General features: G+C 54.8%; 15 protein-coding genes and 2 rRNA genes. 6 read left to right on the top strand and 11 right to left on the bottom strand.

All coding sequences use genetic code 11. From position 1 onward, the window contains the following. Positions 1-20 precede the first annotated feature (20 nt). Positions 21-263: an exopolysaccharide production protein YjbE gene (gene yjbE / locus C7387_RS15125; protein WP_006816661.1), complete on the bottom strand. Its 243-nt coding sequence runs from the start codon at positions 261-263 to the stop codon at positions 21-23. Positions 264-677: 414 nt separating this feature from the next. Further along, positions 678-2,327 (bottom strand): glucose-6-phosphate isomerase, encoded by a 1,650-nt coding sequence (gene pgi, locus C7387_RS15120; RefSeq protein ID WP_120816992.1) that lies wholly within the window; start codon positions 2,325-2,327, stop codon positions 678-680. A gap of 416 nt (positions 2,328-2,743) precedes the next feature. Between pgi and lysC the strand changes: the two genes are divergently transcribed. Both lysC and C7387_RS15110 read left to right on the top strand, forming a co-directional pair. After that, a complete protein-coding gene (lysC, locus tag C7387_RS15115; RefSeq protein WP_120816991.1) occupies positions 2,744-4,093 on the top strand; it encodes a lysine-sensitive aspartokinase 3 in 1,350 nt (449 codons plus the stop codon). Between the two features lie 47 nt (positions 4,094-4,140). Then, complete coding sequence (locus C7387_RS15110) at positions 4,141-4,413, top strand: YjbD family protein (RefSeq protein ID WP_006816658.1); 273 nt, start codon at positions 4,141-4,143, stop codon at positions 4,411-4,413. Here the strand turns inward: C7387_RS15110 and rluF are convergent, their stop codons facing one another. Next, a complete protein-coding gene (rluF, locus tag C7387_RS15105) occupies positions 4,414-5,298 on the bottom strand; it encodes a 23S rRNA pseudouridine(2604) synthase RluF (protein WP_120816990.1) in 885 nt (294 codons plus the stop codon). Between the two features lie 173 nt (positions 5,299-5,471). Between rluF and C7387_RS15100 the strand changes: the two genes are divergently transcribed. After that, positions 5,472-5,789, top strand: coding sequence for a type II toxin-antitoxin system RelE/ParE family toxin (locus C7387_RS15100; protein WP_038252851.1), 318 nt, complete (start codon positions 5,472-5,474; stop codon positions 5,787-5,789). Then, on the top strand, positions 5,782-6,060 hold the full coding sequence (locus tag C7387_RS15095) for an addiction module antidote protein (protein WP_120816989.1): 279 nt from the start codon (positions 5,782-5,784) through the stop codon (positions 6,058-6,060). The genes C7387_RS15100 and C7387_RS15095 overlap by 8 nt, the downstream gene beginning before the upstream one ends. Positions 6,061-6,080: 20 nt before the next feature. Here the strand turns inward: C7387_RS15095 and C7387_RS15090 are convergent, their stop codons facing one another. After that, positions 6,081-7,712, bottom strand: a complete 1,632-nt coding sequence (locus C7387_RS15090; RefSeq protein ID WP_038252855.1) for a Na/Pi cotransporter family protein — start codon at positions 7,710-7,712, stop codon at positions 6,081-6,083. 128 nt (positions 7,713-7,840) lie between these two features. Beyond that, a complete protein-coding gene (metH, locus tag C7387_RS15085; protein WP_038252857.1) occupies positions 7,841-11,524 on the bottom strand; it encodes a methionine synthase in 3,684 nt (1,227 codons plus the stop codon). Positions 11,525-11,717: 193 nt separating this feature from the next. On the opposite strand from metH, the gene iclR reads away from it, so the two are divergent. After that, positions 11,718-12,542 carry a glyoxylate bypass operon transcriptional repressor IclR gene (iclR, locus tag C7387_RS15080; RefSeq protein WP_006816653.1) on the top strand — a complete coding sequence of 275 codons (825 nt, stop codon included), beginning with the start codon at positions 11,718-11,720 and terminating at the stop codon, positions 12,540-12,542. Between the two features lie 15 nt (positions 12,543-12,557). Here the strand turns inward: iclR and aceK are convergent, their stop codons facing one another. The 4 genes from aceK to metA all read right to left on the bottom strand — a co-directional run bounded on the left by aceK (position 12,558) and on the right by metA (position 18,481). Continuing rightward, a complete protein-coding gene (aceK, locus tag C7387_RS15075; protein ID WP_120816988.1) occupies positions 12,558-14,291 on the bottom strand; it encodes a bifunctional isocitrate dehydrogenase kinase/phosphatase in 1,734 nt (577 codons plus the stop codon). 51 nt (positions 14,292-14,342) lie between these two features. Beyond that, the gene (aceA, locus tag C7387_RS15070; RefSeq protein WP_038252861.1) at positions 14,343-15,647 is read right to left on the bottom strand and encodes an isocitrate lyase; all 1,305 of its coding nucleotides are present in this window, start codon (positions 15,645-15,647) and stop codon (positions 14,343-14,345) included. Between the two features lie 31 nt (positions 15,648-15,678). After that, entirely contained in the window at positions 15,679-17,280 is a 1,602-nt protein-coding gene (aceB, locus tag C7387_RS15065) for a malate synthase A (protein ID WP_038252864.1), read from the bottom strand. A gap of 271 nt (positions 17,281-17,551) precedes the next feature. Beyond that, entirely contained in the window at positions 17,552-18,481 is a 930-nt protein-coding gene (gene metA / locus C7387_RS15060) for a homoserine O-acetyltransferase MetA (RefSeq protein WP_006816649.1), read from the bottom strand. Positions 18,482-18,639: 158 nt separating this feature from the next. Between metA and C7387_RS15055 the strand changes: the two genes are divergently transcribed. After that, the gene (locus C7387_RS15055) at positions 18,640-19,083 is read left to right on the top strand and encodes an acetyltransferase (RefSeq protein ID WP_120816987.1); all 444 of its coding nucleotides are present in this window, start codon (positions 18,640-18,642) and stop codon (positions 19,081-19,083) included. Positions 19,084-19,164: 81 nt separating this feature from the next. On the opposite strand, the gene rrf is transcribed toward C7387_RS15055, so the two are convergent. Both rrf and C7387_RS15045 read right to left on the bottom strand, forming a co-directional pair. After that, positions 19,165-19,280, bottom strand: a 5S ribosomal RNA gene (gene rrf, locus C7387_RS15050). Positions 19,281-19,349: 69 nt separating this feature from the next. After that, a 23S ribosomal RNA gene (locus tag C7387_RS15045) occupies positions 19,350-19,509 on the bottom strand; the annotation flags it as partial.

The raw sequence follows: 19,509 nt of genomic DNA, 5'->3' as shown, positions 1-19,509 counted from the left end.
GGTTAGCATTAAGGCACTCCCTAGCGAGTGCTGGTGGTTGTGGTCGTTGTGGTTCCAGTGCTGGAGCCATTGCCGCCACCGGTTGCAGACAGCGCAGCCCCCACGGCAGAGCCGACGGTGCTGGCGCTGGTTGCGGTCGAGCTTCCCGCAGAGACCGATGTGGCAGCCGTACCCGCTGCTTCACCCGTTTCTACAGGTGCAGCGTAAGCTGAAGCGGCCGCAAGCGTAGATATGGCAAAAATGCCATACAGGATTTTCTTCATAACAATGTCCCTTCAATGAATGAATGGAGATATACCTGAAATAAACAGGCGGGGTCGAGTATACACAACTAATACCAGCGAATTACGTCACGGAGAATAAACGAGAGTGTTTTAGGAATACTGGCGAGAAATATGAATGGATTAAATTAAATATACCTGCATGATGATTATCAATGAGATAGCGCAATACAACATAAAGATAATCCTAATTATTCAGCCATTATAAAAATAGCATTAAGGCTTTTTAGGATAATCCTGATTACTCTCTATAGCGATGATGAAATAGGCCATCCAACGCATTCAGACAATAGAGCCTGGCATTGTTGTGGCTTTATTAATGAAAGGTGAATAATCGAATAATTCGAGACCGATAGAAAAAAAAAAGGCATCGCCGGATGGCGATGCCTTAATGACTTAACCGCGCCAGGCTTTATAACGGTTGATCAAACCGTTTGTGGAGCTGTCGTGGCTGTTGATGTTTTTATCATCACTCAGCTCCGGCAGAATGCGGTTGGCAAGTTGCTTACCAAGCTCAACGCCCCACTGGTCGAAGGTGAAGATGTTCAGGATTGCGCCCTGAGTGAAGATCTTGTGCTCATACAGTGCAATCAGTGCACCGAGGCTGAACGGGGTGATTTCACGCAGCAGAATGGAGTTGGTCGGGCGGTTGCCTTCGAACACTTTGAACGGTACCACGTAGTCCAGCGTTGCCGGGTCTTTACCCTGGTCACGATATTCCTGCTCAACCACTTCACGGGATTTACCAAACGCCAGCGCTTCGGTCTGTGCGAAGAAGTTAGACAACAGCTTCGGATGGTGGTCGGACAGCGGGTTGTGGCTAATGGCCGGGGCGATGAAATCGCACGGAACGATTTTGGTGCCCTGGTGGATCAGCTGATAGAACGCGTGCTGACCGTTGGTACCCGGCTCGCCCCAGATGATTGGGCCAGTCTGGTGATCAACTTTGTTGCCGTTACGGTCAACGTACTTACCGTTGGACTCCATGTTGCCCTGCTGGAAGTACGCCGCGAAACGGTGCATGTACTGGTCGTACGGCAGAATGGCTTCGGTTTCGGTACCAAAGAAGTTGTTGTACCAGATCCCCACCAGCGCCAGCAGTACCGGCAGGTTTTTCTCAGGTGCGGTGGTGGAGAAGTGTTTGTCCATCGCATGTGCGCCGGACAGCAGCTGCACGAAGTTGTCGAAGCCAACGGACAGGATGATGGACAGGCCGATAGCAGACCACAGAGAGTAACGGCCGCCTACCCAATCCCAGAACTCAAACATGTTGGCGGTATCAATACCGAACTCGCCCACGGCTTTACCGTTGGTGGAAAGCGCTGCGAAGTGTTTCGCTACGTGTTTGTTGTCACCTGCGGTGCTCAGGAACCAGTCGCGCGCGCTATGGGCGTTGGTCATGGTTTCCTGGGTGGTGAAGGTCTTGGAGGCAACCAGGAACAGGGTGGTTTCCGGGTTCACTTTCTTCAGCACTTCGGCGATGTGGGTGCCATCGACGTTGGAAACAAAGTGCATGTTGAGATGGTTTTTGTACGGACGCAGCGCTTCGGTCACCATGAACGGGCCGAGGTCAGAACCACCGATACCGATGTTCACCACATCAGTGATGGCTTTGCCGGTGTAGCCTTTCCAGCTACCGGAGATGATGGCTTCAGAGAAGTGCTTCATCTTTTCCAGTACGGCGTTCACTTCCGGCATGACGTCTTTGCCGTCAACCAGAATCGGCGTGTTGCTACGGTTACGCAGCGCGACGTGCAGCACGGCACGGTCTTCGGTGCGGTTGATTTTTTCGCCGGAGAACATGGACTTAATGGCACCCGCCAGGTCCGTCTCTTTCGCCAGATCCTGCAGGAGGTTCAGGGTCTCCTGAGTGATGCGGTTTTTGGAGAAATCTACCAGCATCTGATCGTCAAACGTCGCGGAAAACTTCGCGAAACGATCGTTATCTTTCGCGAAGAGTTCCGCGATCGTAACGTCTTTCATTTCGTCGTAGTGTTTTTGTAGTGCCTGCCAGGCGGAAGTCTGCGTTGGGTTGATATTTTTCATAGCAATACTCTTCTGAATTGAGAATTGTGACTTCGGTCGATTGTAGCGCCTGCCGGGCAAAATTGTGATGGTTTTTCAGATTGAGGGCAAAAGTGGCTAAAAATCGTCAGGAAAACCCACTGTTATAAGCCGTATTACTGAATGTGATGGCGGCATGAAAAATCCGCATAACCCCAGCGTTGACAGCGCAGCGCTCAGCTTTTATTTATGGATACGTACCCAATGAATTTCGAGTTGCATTGAGGCGGCAAGTCCAGGAATCCCAGGAGCATAGATAACTATGTGACTGGGGTGAGTGGACGCAGCCAACAAAAATGCAGCTTGAAAGACGACGGGGATAGCACGTGCGCTTGGCTCGGTTACCGGTTTGCCCTTGTGCCATGGTCGCTTTTCATTTTTCCTGACACGAGGTTGTTATGACGAATTTAGTTGTCGCCAAATTCGGCGGTACCAGCGTTGCTGACTACGACGCAATGAGCCGGAGTGCGGACGTAGTCCTGGCCGATCCCAATGCCCGCCTGGTTGTCCTCTCAGCCTCTGCCGGGGTCACAAATCTGCTGGTCGCCCTGGCGGAAGGTCTGGAAACCACCGATCGCTTCGCCAGGCTTGATGCCATTCGTAAAGTTCAGTTCGATATTCTTGAACGCCTGCGCCATCCGAACGTGATCCGCGAGGAGATTGAGCGCCTGCTGGAAAACCTCACCACCCTTGCGGAAGCGGCATCGCTCGCCTCTTCCGCCGCGCTGACGGATGAGCTGGTGAGCCACGGCGAACTGATGTCCACGCTGTTGTTTGTTGAAATCCTGCGCGAGCGGGGTATCGTCGCCCAGTGGTTTGACGCTCGCAAAGTCATGCGTACCAACGATCGCTTTGGTCGTGCAGAGCCGGATATCGCTTCCCTGGCGGAGCTCTGCACGCTGCAACTGGCACCGCGTCTTGAAGAGGGGCTGGTTATCACCCAAGGGTTCATCGGTAGCGAAGCCAAAGGCCGCACCACTACCCTTGGGCGCGGTGGTAGTGACTACACGGCTGCGCTGCTGGGTGAAGCACTGCAGGCTTCCCGCGTTGATATCTGGACCGATGTCCCGGGGATCTACACCACTGACCCACGCATCGTACCTGCTGCACAGCGCATCCCGGAGATCGCCTTCGGCGAGGCGGCCGAGATGGCCACCTTCGGCGCAAAAGTCCTGCATCCGGCAACGCTGCTGCCTGCGGTGCGTTGCGGTATTCCGGTCTTTGTCGGCTCGAGTAAAGATCCGAAAGCGGGCGGCACGCTGGTGTGCAACGAAACCGAAAACCCGCCGCTGTTCCGCGCCCTCGCGCTGCGCCGTAGCCAGACGCTGTTGACGCTGCACAGCCTGAACATGCTGCATTCCCGTGGCTTCCTTGCCGAGGTATTTGGCATTCTGGCGCGACACAGCATTTCGGTCGACCTGATTACCACCTCGGAGGTCAGTATCGCGCTGACGCTCGACACTACAGGTTCCACCTCCACCGGCGATACGCTGCTGACTCAGGCGCTGCTGACCGAGCTGTCGTCGCTGTGTCGGGTTGAGGTGGAAGAAGGGTTAGCGCTGGTCGCACTGATTGGCAACAACCTCTCCAAAGCCTGTGGCGTTGGTAAAGAGGTCTTCGGGGTGCTGGAGCCGTTCAATATCCGTATGATTTGCTACGGTGCCTCCAGCTACAATCTGTGCTTCCTGGTGCCGGGCAGCGATGCCGAACAGGTCGTGCAAAAACTGCATCATAATTTGTTTGAATAATCGTCCCGCAGACATACACTGAAGCCCCCTGTCAGGAGGCTTCAGTGATGGCAACACCACGACTTACCCAGAAAGACATGACCGAAAGCGAGCAGCGAGAGCTGAAAACGCTGCTCGACCGCGCACGCATTGCCCATGGGCGGCCGCTCAGCAACGCCGAAACCAATCACGTTAAGAAAGAGTACATCGACAAGCTGATGGCACAGCGTGAAGCTGAAGCGAAAAAGGCCCGCAAATTGAAGAAAATGCAGGCTTATAAACCAGATAGTGAAGCATCGTTTTCCTGGTCGGCGAATACACCGACCCGCGGAAGGCGCTGATTAGCGCCCTTTCTTCTTACGCCCTGGGGCGGTAAAGCGTTTACGGTTTGCCATTTCTGCGGGCGTTTTGGCCATGCTTTTTCCGCTGCTGCTGGCAGGTTTTTTCGCCGCCCCAGCCGGAGTTTTAGGCTTTGCCTTCGGTTTTGCTTTCGGTTTGGCCTCCGACGATGAATCTTCGATAAGCTTAAAAAGCTCGATCAGTTCATCACCGGTTAAATCACGCCACTCACCCAGCGGGATCCCACTCAGGCTAACGTTCATGATGCGCGTACGTTCAAGCTTCGTCACTTCGTAGCCAAAGTGCTCACACATACGGCGGATCTGGCGGTTTAAGCCCTGCACCAGCGTAATTCGAAACGCAAACGGCGCCTCTTTTTTGACCTTACACTTCCTGGTGACGGTCCCCAGAATCGGCACACCTGCGCCCATACCGCGAATGAATTCGTCGGTGACCGGCTTATTGACAGTGACGATGTACTCTTTCTCGTGGTCGTTACCGGCACGCAGAATTTTGTTAACCAGGTCGCCATGGTTGGTAAGGAAAATCAGCCCCTGCGAGTCTTTATCAAGACGGCCAATCGGGAAGATACGGCTGCTGTGGTTAACGAAGTCGACGATGTTATCTCTCTCACCGTCTTCGGTGGTGCTGACAATCCCCACCGGCTTGTTCAACGCGATAAACACGAGGTCTTCTTCATTGCGGGGCTCGATAAGCTGACCGTTGACCTTCACCACGTCGCCTGCTACCACCTGATCGCCAATGGTGGCGCGTTTACCGTTGATAAACACGTTCCCCTGTTCGATGTAACGGTCGGCTTCACGACGCGAGCAAATTCCGCTTTCGCTAATGTATTTGTTTAATCGGGTTGATTGAGCTGGCAGCATAGTTTCTCCTGTAAAGGCGAAATATACCTTAGGTTTGCCTCCGGACAAATGGTGTTGTCTCTCGAGCAGCATTCCAGATCTCATTCCACCTCATTTACCCCCACTAAAACGCTACCTATTCTGTCTGCTGGCTTGTCTTAAACGGATGTAGTTTATAAAATACAGGGAGTATTATGAAGGAGATCGCCCAGACAGAGGTATTTCGCCGTTGGGAAGCACAGCTAAAAGACCGGCGACTTAAAACCATAATCGCGGCACGTCTTTTCCGTCTTGCTAATGGCTTGCCGGGAGACGTAAAGCCCATAGGGGAAGGCGTCAGCGAACTGCGTATCCATCATGGCCCCGGCTACCGAGTCTATTTCAAACAGCATGGCAACCTTCTGATTATCCTGCTATGTGGGGGCGATAAGCAGACTCAGGGCAAAGACATTACGCTTGCTAAATCGCTAGCCAATTCTCTGGATTTGAACAAGGTACTTGCACATGAATAAGCTCACCCAATATGACCCTGCGCTGGCATTAGTCAATGATGAGGAAGCCGCTGCATTCATGGCTGACGCCTTTGAAACAGGTGATACAGCCTATATTGCCAGAGCGCTCGGCGTGGTGGCTCGAGCCAAAGGAATGACAAAAATCGCTGCACAAACGGGACTGTCCCGCGAGCAGCTTTATCGATCATTTAGTGAGAAAGGTAACCCAACGCTCAAAACGACTCTCGCCGTGATGAATGCGTTGGGTATGGGATTAACGCTTAAAAGCTAAAGTGCATCCCCAGTTGTAGATCAATAATCATCCCGGTCGTCATCTTCGTCGGGCTGTTCCATCACGCTGTAGGCAACCGAACAGAACAGCGAGTTCAGACGCTTCATGTCGCCCAACAGGCCCAGGTGCAGCGAGCTGGTTTCAATACTCTGCACGTTTTGCTGATGCAGACGGTCAACGTGGGCGTGCGCATAGCGACGGTTAAGGATGCGGAAGCGATGCTTGTTGCGGCGCAGGCGGCGAGCGCTCGGCACGTCGCCGGAGAAGAACACCGACATCGCCAGCTGCAGGTTACTCAGCAACTGATCGAACAATGCATCCAGCTCTTTCAGCCCTTCAATGGAGAAGGCTCGCCGCGCAGCCAGCGATTTATCCGCGATCTCGCTACCCATTCGTTCAACGATGTCCGACGCCTGCTCGAGGTTCAGCGACATTTCAATGATTTCTGCCCACCGACGCGACTCCTCTTCCGCCAGCTCATCCTTCGGCATACGCGCCAGATAGAGTTTGATAGCGGTGTACAGCACGTTGATGTCGTCGGCCAGCTTGCGAAGTGCTTTATCTTCGCGCGGCTCGCCGTGCATCACTTTGTGCAGACCATCCAGCATCTGTTCCATGGCATCACCCATGCGCAGCGTCTCACGGGCGGCATTGGCCAACGCCAGCGCCGGAGTATCCAGTGCGGTGGAGTCCAGATGTTTAGGCTTCAGGCGCGCATCCAGCTCAGGCTCATCGCGGATCATTCGTTTACAGAAACGCGCCATCGGCTCTGCAAAGGGCACCATCGCCAGGCAGCGGATCAGGTTGTAGAAGACGTGGAAGTAAATCACCAGCTCCGCTTCCGGCAGCGGTAGTTTATGCAGCACGTTAGCCAGTACATGCACGAACGGCAGGATGATAAGGCTACCCACCAGCTTAAACAGCAGGCTGCCGAGCGCCACCCGGCGAGCTGCGGCGTTAGCAGCGCTGTTGTTGAGCATCGCCAGCAGCCCGGAGCCAAGGTTGGCACCAATCACCAGACACAGCGCCACCGGGAATGAAATCACCCCCGCCGTGGTTAACGTTGCGGTCAACAGCACGGCAGCAAGGCTTGAGTAACTGATCAGGGCAAACACGGCGCCAATCAGTGCATCGAGCATGATATCGCCGGTCAGCGAGGCGAAGATCACCTGCACGCCGCTGGCCTCGGTTATCGGATGGACCGCCTGAACGATAAGCTCAAGCGCCAGCAGGATAAGCCCGAGGCCTATCCCGACGCGCCCGAGTTGCCCGGCCCGCGTCTGTTTACGGCCCAGGAAGAAGATGACACCGAGGAATATCAGTAGCGGCGACAGCCAGGAGAGGTCGAATGTCAGCACACGCGCCATCAGCGCGGTCCCCACATCGGCACCCAGCACAATCACCAGCGCCGGAGTGAGCGCCACCAGATCCTGAGCGACGAACGAGGTCACCAGCATGGTTGTGGCGTTGCTGCTCTGTACCAGCGCCGTGACGCCGATACCGGCACAGAAGGCGAGCGGTTTTTTCTCCACGCTGCTGCTGAGCACGGTACGTAACCGTGCGCCAAACACGCGCATGACGCCTGTACGGACAATATGGGTTCCCCACACCAGCAGGGATACGGCAGAAAGCAGGTGTAACAGAGTTAACACGGAATCAGGTTCTCCTTATCGTTATCTATTTCCTGAGGCGTGAAAGCCTTCCTCCAGTATAAGGGTTTATGTTCAATAAAGAGACAAGGCGCTCTAAGAGCGCCCTGTTTGTTGTAAGAAAAGATGTTTTAATCAGCGTCATAGCCGAGATTCGGCGCTAACCATCGCTCAACTTCCGCCACGCTCATCCCCTTACGGCGGGCATAGTCTTCTACCTGATCGCGCTGGATTTGCGCCACCGCGTAGTATTTGCTGTCCGGATGGCTGAAGTACCAGCCTGAAACCGATGCGCCTGGCCACATGGCAAACGACTCGGTGAGCTTCATTCCGGTATGGGTTTCTACATCCAGCAGTTGCCAGATAGTCCCCTTCTCGGTGTGCTCCGGGCAGGCGGGATAGCCCGGCGCCGGGCGAATGCCCTGGTAGTTTTCACGAATGAGCTCCTCATTGCTGAGATTCTCATTGGCGGCGTAACCCCAGTACACTTTACGCACCCGCTCGTGAAGATATTCCGCAAACGCCTCGGCCAGGCGGTCGGCGATCGCTTTCACCATGATTTTGTTGTAATCATCATGCTGCGCTTCGTACGCCTCCGCCAGCGCATCCTCTTCGAGCCCGCCGGTGACCGCGAATGCGCCGATATAGTCGGCTTTACCGGACAGTTTCGGGGCGACAAAATCAGAGAGGCAGTAGTTCGCAAAGCCGTTTTTCTCGGTCTGCTGACGCAGATGATGGCTGACCGTCAGAACATGGGTCCGGGTTTCATCGCGATAAATCTCGATGTCATCGCCAACGCGGTTCGCCGGGAACAGCCCAACCACCCCACGTGGGGTAAGAAGCTGCTCTGCACTGAGCTTATCGAGCATCTCGTTCGCATCGTGGAACAGGCGCTTTGCCTCTTCACCTACCACTTCATCTTCCAGAATGCGCGGGTATTTCCCCGCCAACGACCAGGTCATGAAGAACGGTGTCCAGTCGATGTAGTTGCGCAGCGTTTCGATGCTGGCGCTCACTTCCTGTACGCCCAGACGATGCGCCACCGGCGGCGTGTAGCTGCTCCAGTCGAAGGCAAAATCGTTTTCACGCGCGGCTTCCAGCGTCACCGGCGGTGTGCGCGGTTTCTTACGCGCATGCTGGATGCGCACCGTGTCATACTCTTTGCGGGTACGGGCAACAAAATCATCATGCTGGGTATCAGAGAGCAGCGCAGCCACCACCCCAACCGTGCGCGAGGCGTTCTGCACATACACCGTCGGGCCACTGTAGTTTTGCTCAATCTTCACCGCGGTATGCGCTTTGGACGTTGTGGCTCCGCCAATCAGCAGCGGGATCGTAAAGCCCTGACGCTCCATCTCTTTGGCGACGTTGACCATTTCGTCGAGCGACGGCGTAATCAGCCCGGAAAGGCCAATCAGGTCGGCATTCACTTCCCGCGCGGTTTTCAGGATTTTCTCCGCAGGTACCATCACGCCGAGATCAATAATCTCGTAGTTGTTGCACTGCAGCACCACGCCGACAATATTTTTACCGATGTCATGGACGTCGCCTTTCACCGTGGCGATCACCATTTTACCGTTGCTGGAGCCTTTCTCTTTGCTGGCTTCGATGTAGGGTTCCAGGTAAGCCACCGCCTGCTTCATGACGCGCGCGGACTTCACCACCTGCGGCAGGAACATTTTTCCTTCGCCAAACAGATCGCCGACGACGTTCATCCCGTCCATCAGCGGCCCTTCAATCACTTCGATAGGACGCGCGGCCTGCTGACGGGCCTCTTCGGTATCCAGCTCAATAAACTCGGTAATGCCCTTCACCAGCGAGTATTCGAGACGCTTTTTGACATCCCAGGAGCGCCATTCGGCCTGCTGGGCGCTCGCACCATCGTCCGCTTTACTGCCGCGGTATTTCTCTGCCAGCTCCAGCATCCGCTCGGTGCTGTCGTCACGACGGTTGAGGATCACATCCTCTACCGCATCGCGCAGCTCGGCGGGGAGATCGTCATAAATAGCCAGCTGCCCGGCGTTGACGATCCCCATGTCCATGCCGTTGCGAATGGCGTAGTAGAGGAACACCGCGTGGATGGCTTCACGGACCGGGTCGTTACCGCGGAACGAGAACGAAACGTTCGACACGCCGCCGGAAATCAGCGCATGCGGCAGCTCACGTTTGATGTCTTCACAGGCGCCGATAAAGTCCTGAGCGTAGTTGTTGTGCTCTTCGATACCGGTGGCCACAGCAAAGATGTTCGGGTCGAAAATGATGTCTTCCGGCGGGAATCCCACCTCTTCGGTGAGGATCTGGTAAGCACGGCGGCAGATTTCAATCTTACGCTTGCGGGTGTCAGCCTGGCCGACTTCGTCAAACGCCATCACCACCACGGCTGCTCCGTAGCGACGCACCTTTTTCGCATGATGGATAAAGGCTTCAACTCCCTCTTTCATCGAGATGGAGTTAACGATGCCTTTGCCCTGAATACATTTAAGCCCTTTCTCGATAACTTCCCATTTTGAGGAGTCAATCATGATAGGCACGCGGGCGATGTCCGGCTCACCGGCAATCAGGTTAAGGAAACGCACCATCGCCGCTTCGGCGTCGAGCATCCCTTCATCCATGTTGATATCGATGATTTGCGCGCCGCTTTCCACCTGCTGGCGTGCAACATCCAAAGCTTCGTTATATTTCTCTTCTTTAATCAGACGCTTGAACTTAGCCGAGCCGGTCACGTTGGTGCGTTCACCCACGTTCACAAACAGGCTGTCATCGCCAATATTCAGTGGTTCAAGCCCCGCCAGACGGCAGGCTACCGGCAGATCCGGCAGTGCGCGAGGCGTTAAGCCTTCAACGGCACGTGACATTGCGGCGATGTGCTCCGGCGTGGTACCACAGCAGCCACCGACGATGTTGAGAAAACCGGCTTCCGCCCATTCGCGGATCTGGGCCGCCATGGTATCGGCATCAAGGTCGTACTCACCAAAAGCGTTCGGCAGCCCGGCATTCGGGTGCGCGGTAACGTAACACTCGGCAATGCGCGACAGTTCCTGCACATACTGGCGCAGTTCGTCTGGCCCCAGCGCGCAGTTCAGGCCGAAGGTGAGCGCATCGGCATGGCGCAGAGAGTTGTAGAAAGCTTCGGTCGTTTGCCCGGAGAGCGTACGCCCGGAGGCATCGGTGATGGTGCCGGAAATCATGATCGGCAGCTCAACGCCCAGCGCCTCGAACTCTTCTTTTACGGCAAAAATCGCCGCTTTGGCGTTAAGGGTGTCGAAGACGGTTTCAATCAGGATCAGGTCTGAGCCGCCCTCCACCAGCGCCCGGGTCGATTCACGGTATGCTTCCACCAGTTGGTCAAAGGTGACGTTACGAAACGCCGGATCGTTCACATCCGGTGAAATCGAGGCGGTACGGTTGGTCGGGCCAAGCACCCCGGCCACATAGCGCGGTTTTTCCGGCGTACGGGCCGTCCACTCGTCGGCGCAGGCGCGGGCAAGCTTCGCCGCCTCATAGTTGATTTCCGCCGACAGGGATTCCATCTGGTAATCCGCCATGGCAATGGTCGTGGAGTTGAACGTGTTGGTTTCAATGATATCCGCCCCCGCCTCAAAGTAGGCGTAGTGGATAGCGGCAATCGTCTCCGGCTGGGTAATCGCCAGCAGGTCATTGTTACCTTTCAGGTCGCAAGGCCAGTCGGCGAAGCGCTCACCGCGAAAATCTTGCTCTTCAAGACGGTAGCTCTGGATCATGGTGCCCATGCCCCCATCCAGAACCAGGATTCGTTCTTTTAACTGCTGATGCAACTGCTCAACTTTGTTACTCACACATGCTCCCGACAACGCTCAACCAGGCCAAAAGACCAGCAGTCCATACTGGCATAATCTCGCAGGGTGGAAAAGGTACTCAGCGGGAACATGAGACATGTTCACAATGACTCCTCCGATCAGTGTGGATAACGGTTGCATTATAATCAAATAAAACGAAAATGATTTCCACGATACAGAAAAGGAGTCCGCCATGGTTGCTACCGTTCCCGCTAAGCGTGGCAGAAAGCCCGCCCCTGCCGCCGCCCCCGCTGGCGGGCAAGTTCAGTCATTGACCCGTGGGCTTAAGCTCCTGGAGTGGATAGCGGAATCCCACGGCAGCGTCGCGCTGACCGAACTCGCGCAGCAGGCCGGGCTGCCAAACTCCACCACGCATCGTCTGCTCAGTACCATGCAGCAGTTAGGGTTTGTCCGCCAGGTGGGTGATTTAGGCCACTGGACGGTGGGTGCCCATGCCTTTATCGTCGGTAGTAGCTTTTTGCAAAGCCGAAATCTGCTGGCAATTGTCCACCCTATCCTGCGCGCGCTGATGGAAGACTCAGGCGAGACGGTGAATCTGGCGGTGCTCGACCAGAGCGATCATCAGGCGATTATTATCGACCAGGTGCAGTGTACCCAGCTGATGCGTATGTCGGCCCCCATCGGCGGAAAACTGCCGATGCACGCCTCCGGCGCAGGCAAGGCCTTTCTGGCGCAGCTCAGCGAAGAACAGGTCACCAGCCTTCTGCACCGCAAGGGGCTACACGCCTACACCCACGCGACGCTGGTTTCCCCGGTCCATCTGAAAGAAGATCTGGCCCAGATACGCAAACGCGGCTACTCATTTGATGATGAAGAGCACGCGCTGGGACTGCGCTGCATTGCGGCCTGTATTTATGACGAACACCGCGAGCCGTTCGCAGCCATTTCTATCTCCGGGCCGATTTCCCGTATGACCGACGACCGGGTGACCGAGCTTGGTGCGCTGGTGATTAAGGCGGCGAAAGAGGTCACGCTGGCTTACGGTGGGATCCGTTAAGACCAGCCATCTCCCTCAGGAAGAGAGAGAAAACCTGATGCAAAACCTCTGCTTACGCCGGTAGGCATAGACATCTTCTACATGCCCGTGCTTAATCCGCGTTTGCAGCCCGCGCCAGTAGTCGGCCCGGAAAAGGTCGGCATGCATCTCTTCAAAGAGTGGCCCAATGCGTGGGTCAGCGCACAGCCAGTGACGGAATTCTTCAGGAAAGACATCCCCGGGTGAGACGCTGTACCAGGGCTCGCTGGCAAGCTCGTCTTCCGGGTAGCGCGGCGGCGGGATGTCGCGGAAATTCACCTCAGTCATATAGCAAATTTCATCGTAATCGTAGAACACCACCCGCCCGTGGCGCGTCACGCCGAAGTTTTTGAACAGCATGTCACCGGGGAAAATATTGGCCGCCGCCAGCTGGCGAATGGCGTTGCCGTATTCCTCAATAGCGTCGCGCAGCGCCTGGCCGTTAACCTGCTCCAGCCAAAGATTAAGCGGCACCATCCGCCGTTCGATGTAGAGGTGGCTGATAGCAATACGATCGCCAAGATCGGTGATTTTTCCCGGTGCCTCTGTCAGTAATAACGCCATCAACGCCGGGTCAATCTGCTGTTTTTCCAGCACAAAGTTTTCAAACTCCTGGGTGTCCGCCATTCTTCCTACACGGTCGTGCTCTTTAACCAGCTGATAGCAGGCCCGCACGTGTGCCGCCGTCATCTCCTTTTGTGGGGCAAATCGGTCCTTGATGACTTTAAACACCCGGTCAAAGCCCGGCAGGGTAAACACCAGCATCACCATGCCGCGAATTCCGGGCGCCTCGGTAAACTGCTCGTCGGCGGTCGAAATGTAATTCAGGTATTCACGGTAGCTCTCGGTCTTCGCATGCTTCTGACAGCCGATAGCCATATACAGCTCGGCGGTGGTTTTACCAGGCAGGATCTCACGCAGCCACTCGACCAGCGCGGCTGGCAGGGGGGCATAAACCATGAAGTAGGAACGAGCGAAACCAAAAACAATGCTCGCCTCGGCGTGAGTCGTCAGGCAGGCGTCAACAAACAACTCGCCTTCGTCGCTGCGATGTACCGGCAGTAAAAACGGCAGAGTTGCCATCGGAGTGACCAGCCTTCCAGCCAGCCAGGCCGCCTTGTTGCGATAGAACAGCTCGTTGGCTATCTGCAGGTGGCTCTGCTGAAGTGTCTCAGCACCAAGGGCCTCCAGCAGATGAGCGGTGATATACCCAACGTCTCGCGCTTTATCCTGCCAGGGGAGGCGCAGAGGCAGATCGGTGAGCATCCGCGTTAGCAACGGTTCCCAGCCATGATCGGGGAAGAAGTCCTTCGCCAGTGGGCGAGGAATGGTGCGAAAGCGCCGCTCGGGCTGCGAGCTGAAAATAAATAACCGCTCGGGAGTCAGCGAACGGTGGTCAAATAACCGGCAATAGACGGAGTTAAAAAAGCTCTCCGCAATCTCGAAGCGAGGGTAGTCGGGCAGCAGGTCGGTGTAATGCTCCTTCACCCGCAGCAAAAAAGCGGCGTCCGGATTTCTGCCATCGGTAATACAGCGCAGCTGTTCCACCACCAGACCAACGTGATGGTCATAGAGGTGAATTCGCTGCTTCATGGCCTGCTGAACCGCATGCCAGTCGGCCTGTTCAAAACGCTGCTGGGCGCCGGAAGTGACTTCCAGAAAACGACCATACTGGGCGTCGAAGCCCTGCAGAATAGTTTGGGCAATCAGTAATTCCAGGCCACGCGTCATCTCTTTCCCCCTCACCCCAGCCCTCTCCCCGACGGGGAGAGGGGGAAAACATCAGAACTGCTCTTCTTCCGTTGACCCCGTCAGCGCGGTGACGGACGAAGCTCCACCCTGAATGATGGTGGTGACTTTGTCGAAGTAGCCTGTTCCCACTTCCTGCTGGTGAGAAACAAAGGTGTAGCCGTCTTTAGCGGCCGCAAATTCCGGCTGCTGTACTTTCTCGACGTAGTGCTTCATGCCTTCGCCCTGAGCGTAGGCGTGGGCCAGATCGAACATGTTGAACCACATGCTATGGATACCCGCCAGGGTGATGAACTGATACTTATAGCCCATCTCCGAGAGCTGCTGCTGGAAGCTGGCGATCGTTTTGTCGTCGAGATTCTTCTGCCAGTTAAACGACGGTGAGCAGTTGTAGGCCAGCAGTTTACCCGGGAAGCGAGCGTGAATCGCTTCGGCGAAGCGGCGAGCCTGGTCGAGGTCTGGTTTAGAGGTTTCACACCAGACCAGATCGGCATACGGCGCGTAGGCAAGACCACGGCTGATAGCCTGCTCAATCCCGGCGCGGGAACGGAAGAAGCCTTCGCTGGTACGTTCGCCGGTAATAAACTCGCGGTCGTACTCGTCGCAGTCAGAGGTCACCAGATCTGCTGCATCCGCATCGGTACGGGCAATCAACAGCGTCGGGACGCCCATGACGTCTGCAGCCAGACGCGCGGCAACCAGTTTCTGAATGGCTTCCTGAGTCGGTACCAGCACTTTGCCGCCCATGTGCCCACACTTCTTCACCGATGCCAGCTGATCTTCGAAGTGAACAGCCGCTGCACCGGCTTCAATCATCGATTTCATCAGCTCAAATGCGTTCAGCACACCGCCGAAGCCCGCTTCCGCATCCGCCACGATGGGCAGGAAATAGTCGGTATAGCGCGGATCGTTTGGTTCAATGCCGGATGCCCACTGGATCTGATCCGCACGGCGGAAGGTGTTGTTGATACGATCCACCACCGCCGGTACCGAGTTCGCCGGGTACAGCGATTGATCCGGATACATGCTTGATGCCAGGTTGGCGTCAGCCGCCACCTGCCAGCCGGAGAGGTAAACAGCTTCAATCCCCGCTTTAGCCTGCTGCAGTGCCTGACCACCGGTCAGCGCACCGAGGCTGTTCACATAACCTTTTTTGGCGTCGCCATGCAGCAGGCGCCACATTTTGGCTGCACCCAGCTGCGCCAGCGTACATTCCGGATTCACCGAGCCGCGTAATTTCACCACTTCCTCTGCGCTGTATGGGCGGCGAATGCCTTCCCAGCGCGGGTTTGTCCACTCTTTCTGTAACTCTTCGATTTGTTGGGTACGGGTTTTCATGTGCAGATGCTCCATATTGTTATGTGGTGGTTTACGCAAGCAGGCGGTAGCCTGGCAGGGTGAGGAAGTCGATTAAGTCATCTGATGTGGTGATTTGCTCCATCAGGCGCGCGGCATCGTCAAAACGCCCGCTGCTGAAGCGGTGCTCGCCGAGCTCGTCCTGAATAACCAGCATCTCTTCAGCCAGCATCTGGCGGAATAAAGCTTTGGTCACAGGCTTTTCGTTGCTGAGCGTTTTCTGGTGATGGATCCACTGCCAGATAGAGGTACGGGAGATTTCCGCCGTGGCGGCATCTTCCATCAGGCCATAGATAGGTACGCAGCCGTTACCCGAGATCCATGCCTCGATGTACTGCACCGCGACGCGAATATTGGCGCGCATTCCCTCTTCGGTGCGCGGGCCATCACAAGGTTCCAGCAGCTGTTCAGCGGTAATCGGTGCATCGGCCTCGCGGCTGACCGACAGCTGATTTGGCTTATCACCCAGTACGCTGTTGAATACCGCCATAGCGGTATCAGCCAGTCCCGGATGGGCAATCCAGGTACCGTCGTGGCCGTTCTTCGCTTCCAGCTCTTTATCCGCCTTCACTTTGTTCAGCACCTGATTGTTGCGCTCAGGATCTTTGCTGGGGATAAACGCCGCCATCCCGCCCATCGCAAACGCGCCGCGTTTGTGGCAGGTTTTAATCAGCAGGCGCGAGTATGCGCTGAGGAAAGGTTTGTCCATCGTCACCACCTGGCGGTCCGGCAGAACACGGTCAGGATGGTTTTTCAGTGTTTTGATATAGCTGAAAATGTAATCCCAGCGGCCACAGTTGAGGCCAACGATGTGATCGCGCAGCGCATGCAGGATCTCGTCCATCTGGAATACCGCCGGCAGCGTTTCAATCAGCAGGGTGGCTTTAATAGTGCCGCGTGGAAGAGAGAAACGATCCTCCGCATAGCTGAACACTTCGCTCCACCAGGCGGCTTCCTGCCAGGCCTGAGTTTTTGGCAGATAAAAATAGGGGCCGCTGCCTTTTGCCAGCAATTTCTTGTGGTTATGGAAAAAATAGAGCGCAAAATCAAACAGGCTGCCGGGAATGGCTTCACCACGCCAGGTCACGTGTTTTTCCGGTAAATGGAGGCCACGCACGCGGCAAACCAGTACCGCCGGATTTGGTTTCAGCTGGTAGGTTTTCCCTGCCTCGTTGCTGTAGCTGATGGTGCCATTAACCGCATCGCGCAGGTTAATCTGACCGTCGATCACTTTACTCCAGTCCGGTGCCAGAGAATCTTCAAAATCGGCCATGAACACTTTCACGTTGGCATTCAGCGCGTTAATCACCATTTTGCGCTCGACCGGGCCGGTGATTTCAACACGTCGATCCTGTAAATCTGCCGGGATACCACGGATTGTCCACTGACTTTCACGAATGGAAGCAGTTTCCGAAATAAAATCTGGCAACTGACCGGCATCGATATCCTGCTGCTGTTTGATACGTGCAGCCAGTAGCTTGTTACGCTTCGGCGTAAAACGCGTCACCAGCTCGCTCAGGAACTCGACGGCTTCCGGCGTCAGGATCTGCTCTTCCTGTTCGCCATATGGCTGGCTAAAAGCCAGTTCTTCGATGGTTGTTGCCTGTTGTGTCATTGCGTAGCTCCTCATTAGCGATCCTCAACGGTTCTCCCCAACGTGAACGCAGGATCGTTGTGCAGTTTTCGTTCAGCACAATTAAGACTACTCAATTAATTTTCAAAATCAAAAACAATTTCCATTTTCAATTTAAAATATTCACAACATATTGATAACAAAAGAAATAAACTTATCCTGCCTGGTGAGTGTAATTTCAAAAACAAAAAAGGCACCCGAGGGTGCCTGTAGTGGAATGCTGAAACGCTTTAGGATCGATCTTCGCAGGAGATTACTCCAACGTAGGATTCATATGACGGAGATCGTATGGCGTTATCTGGTAGACGTAATAGTTAAGCCAGTTGGTGAACAGCAGGTTTCCATGACTTCGCCAGCTCGCCTTCGGCGGATTTTGTGGGTCATTTTTTGGGAAATAGTTATATGGTACTTCCGGGTTTAAGCCCGCTTCTACGTCACGGAAGTATTCACCGGCAAGCGTCAGGGGATCGTACTCCGGGTGACCGGTCACAAACGCGATACGCTTGTCTTTGCTGGCAAAAAGATAGGCATCACCGTTTTCGGTTTCGGCCAGGATCTCAAGATCGGTGTAGTCACGAATGAGATCAGCCGGGAAATCCGCATAGCGGGAGTGCGGCGCCAGGAATTCATCGTCAAAACCACGGGTCAGCAGCGCATGAGGATGAAGAATACGGTGTTCGTAAATGCCTGAGAGCTTTTCGCTGCGAGTTTGCTTGGGAATGCCGTAGAGGATATTCAGTGCAGCCTGTACCGCCCAACAGACAAAAAGCGTTGAGGTGACATGCTCTTTGGCCCACTCCAGAACCTGGCGGATCTGTGGCCAGTACGCCACATCATTAAATTCAACCAGCCCCAGGGGGGCACCGGTGACGATAAGACCATCGAAATTTTCGTCGCGGATATCGTCAAAATTACAGTAAAAATTGTTCAAGTGCTCGGTCGGTGTGTTCCGTGACTCACGAGCATCGATACGCAGCAGCTGGATATCCACCTGCAGCGGCGAGTTGGAAAGCATGCGCAGAAACTGGTTTTCCGTTTCGATTTTCTTCGGCATCAGATTCAGGATCAGTACCTTCAGAGGACGAATTTCCTGAACCGTAGCGCGTGAAGCGGTCATCACAAACACGTTTTCATCACGCAAGAAATTGACGGCTGGTAGCTCGTCCTGCACCCGAATCGGCATAACCTTGTTACCTCAAAAGCATACGTATAAACGTTTAGACATCCAGATAGCTGACAATACCCAGAAATCAGCGAAATGTCGAGGCTCTCACTGCAAAGGTGAGAAAGTTTCACCCAATAAAAAAAGGTAGAATAGTGGCTGGTATTAAGGAGAATAAAATGAAGATTGTCATTCGTCACTCACGTTCGGACGAAGGTGATGCACTAGTAGATATCTGGCGTCGGGCGGTTGATGCCACACACCATTTCCTTTCATCTCAGGACAGAGCAGAAATAGAGCAGCAGGTTCGCACTTTCCTGCCGGCAGCTCCGCTCTGGGTTGCAGCAAACGAGCAGGATAAGCCAGTGGCCTTTATGTTGCTGTCAGAAAACCATATGGATGCGCTGTTTGTGGATCCAGACCACCGCGGTACCGGTGTTGGCAAAATGCTCATTCAGCACGCTCTATCCCTCACTTCCGGGCTGACAACCGACGTCAACGAGCAAAACCAGCAGGCCGTGAAGTTTTATGAAAAGATGGGATTTGTACAGGTGGGCCGTTCAGCAACAGACGACCATGGCAGGCCTTATCCGCTGCTGCATCTACAGTACCAGGGGAAGTAATTCCCCTTTTTATTGCTAATTTCATAACGGACAAAAACGCAAAAAGGCCATCCTTCCGGATGGCCTCTTCACGCAATTGATGCCTGGCAGTGTCCTACTCTCACATGGGGAGACCCCACACTACCATCGGCGCTACGGCGTTTCACTTCTGAGTTCGGCATGGGGTCAGGTGGGACCACCGCGCTAAAGCCGCCAGGCAAATTCTGTTATCTGTATCAGGCTGAATATTGTTCGTCTTCTCTTCGCCAAAACAGCTTCGGCGTTGTAAGGTTAAGCCTCACGGTTCATTAGTACTGGTTAGCTCAACGTATCGCTACGCTTACACACCCAGCCTATCAACGTCGTAGTCTTCAACGTTCCTTCAGTGTTCTCAAGGGACAAGGGAGAACTCATCTCGGGGCAAGTTTCGTGCTTAGATGCTTTCAG

The sequence above is a fragment of the Yokenella regensburgei genome (assembly GCF_003634235.1).
In the GTDB taxonomy this organism is placed as follows: domain Bacteria; phylum Pseudomonadota; class Gammaproteobacteria; order Enterobacterales; family Enterobacteriaceae; genus Yokenella; species Yokenella regensburgei.
The sequence above is the reverse complement of the archived record's forward strand: the minus strand, read 5'-3'. Positions and strand labels throughout refer to the sequence as shown.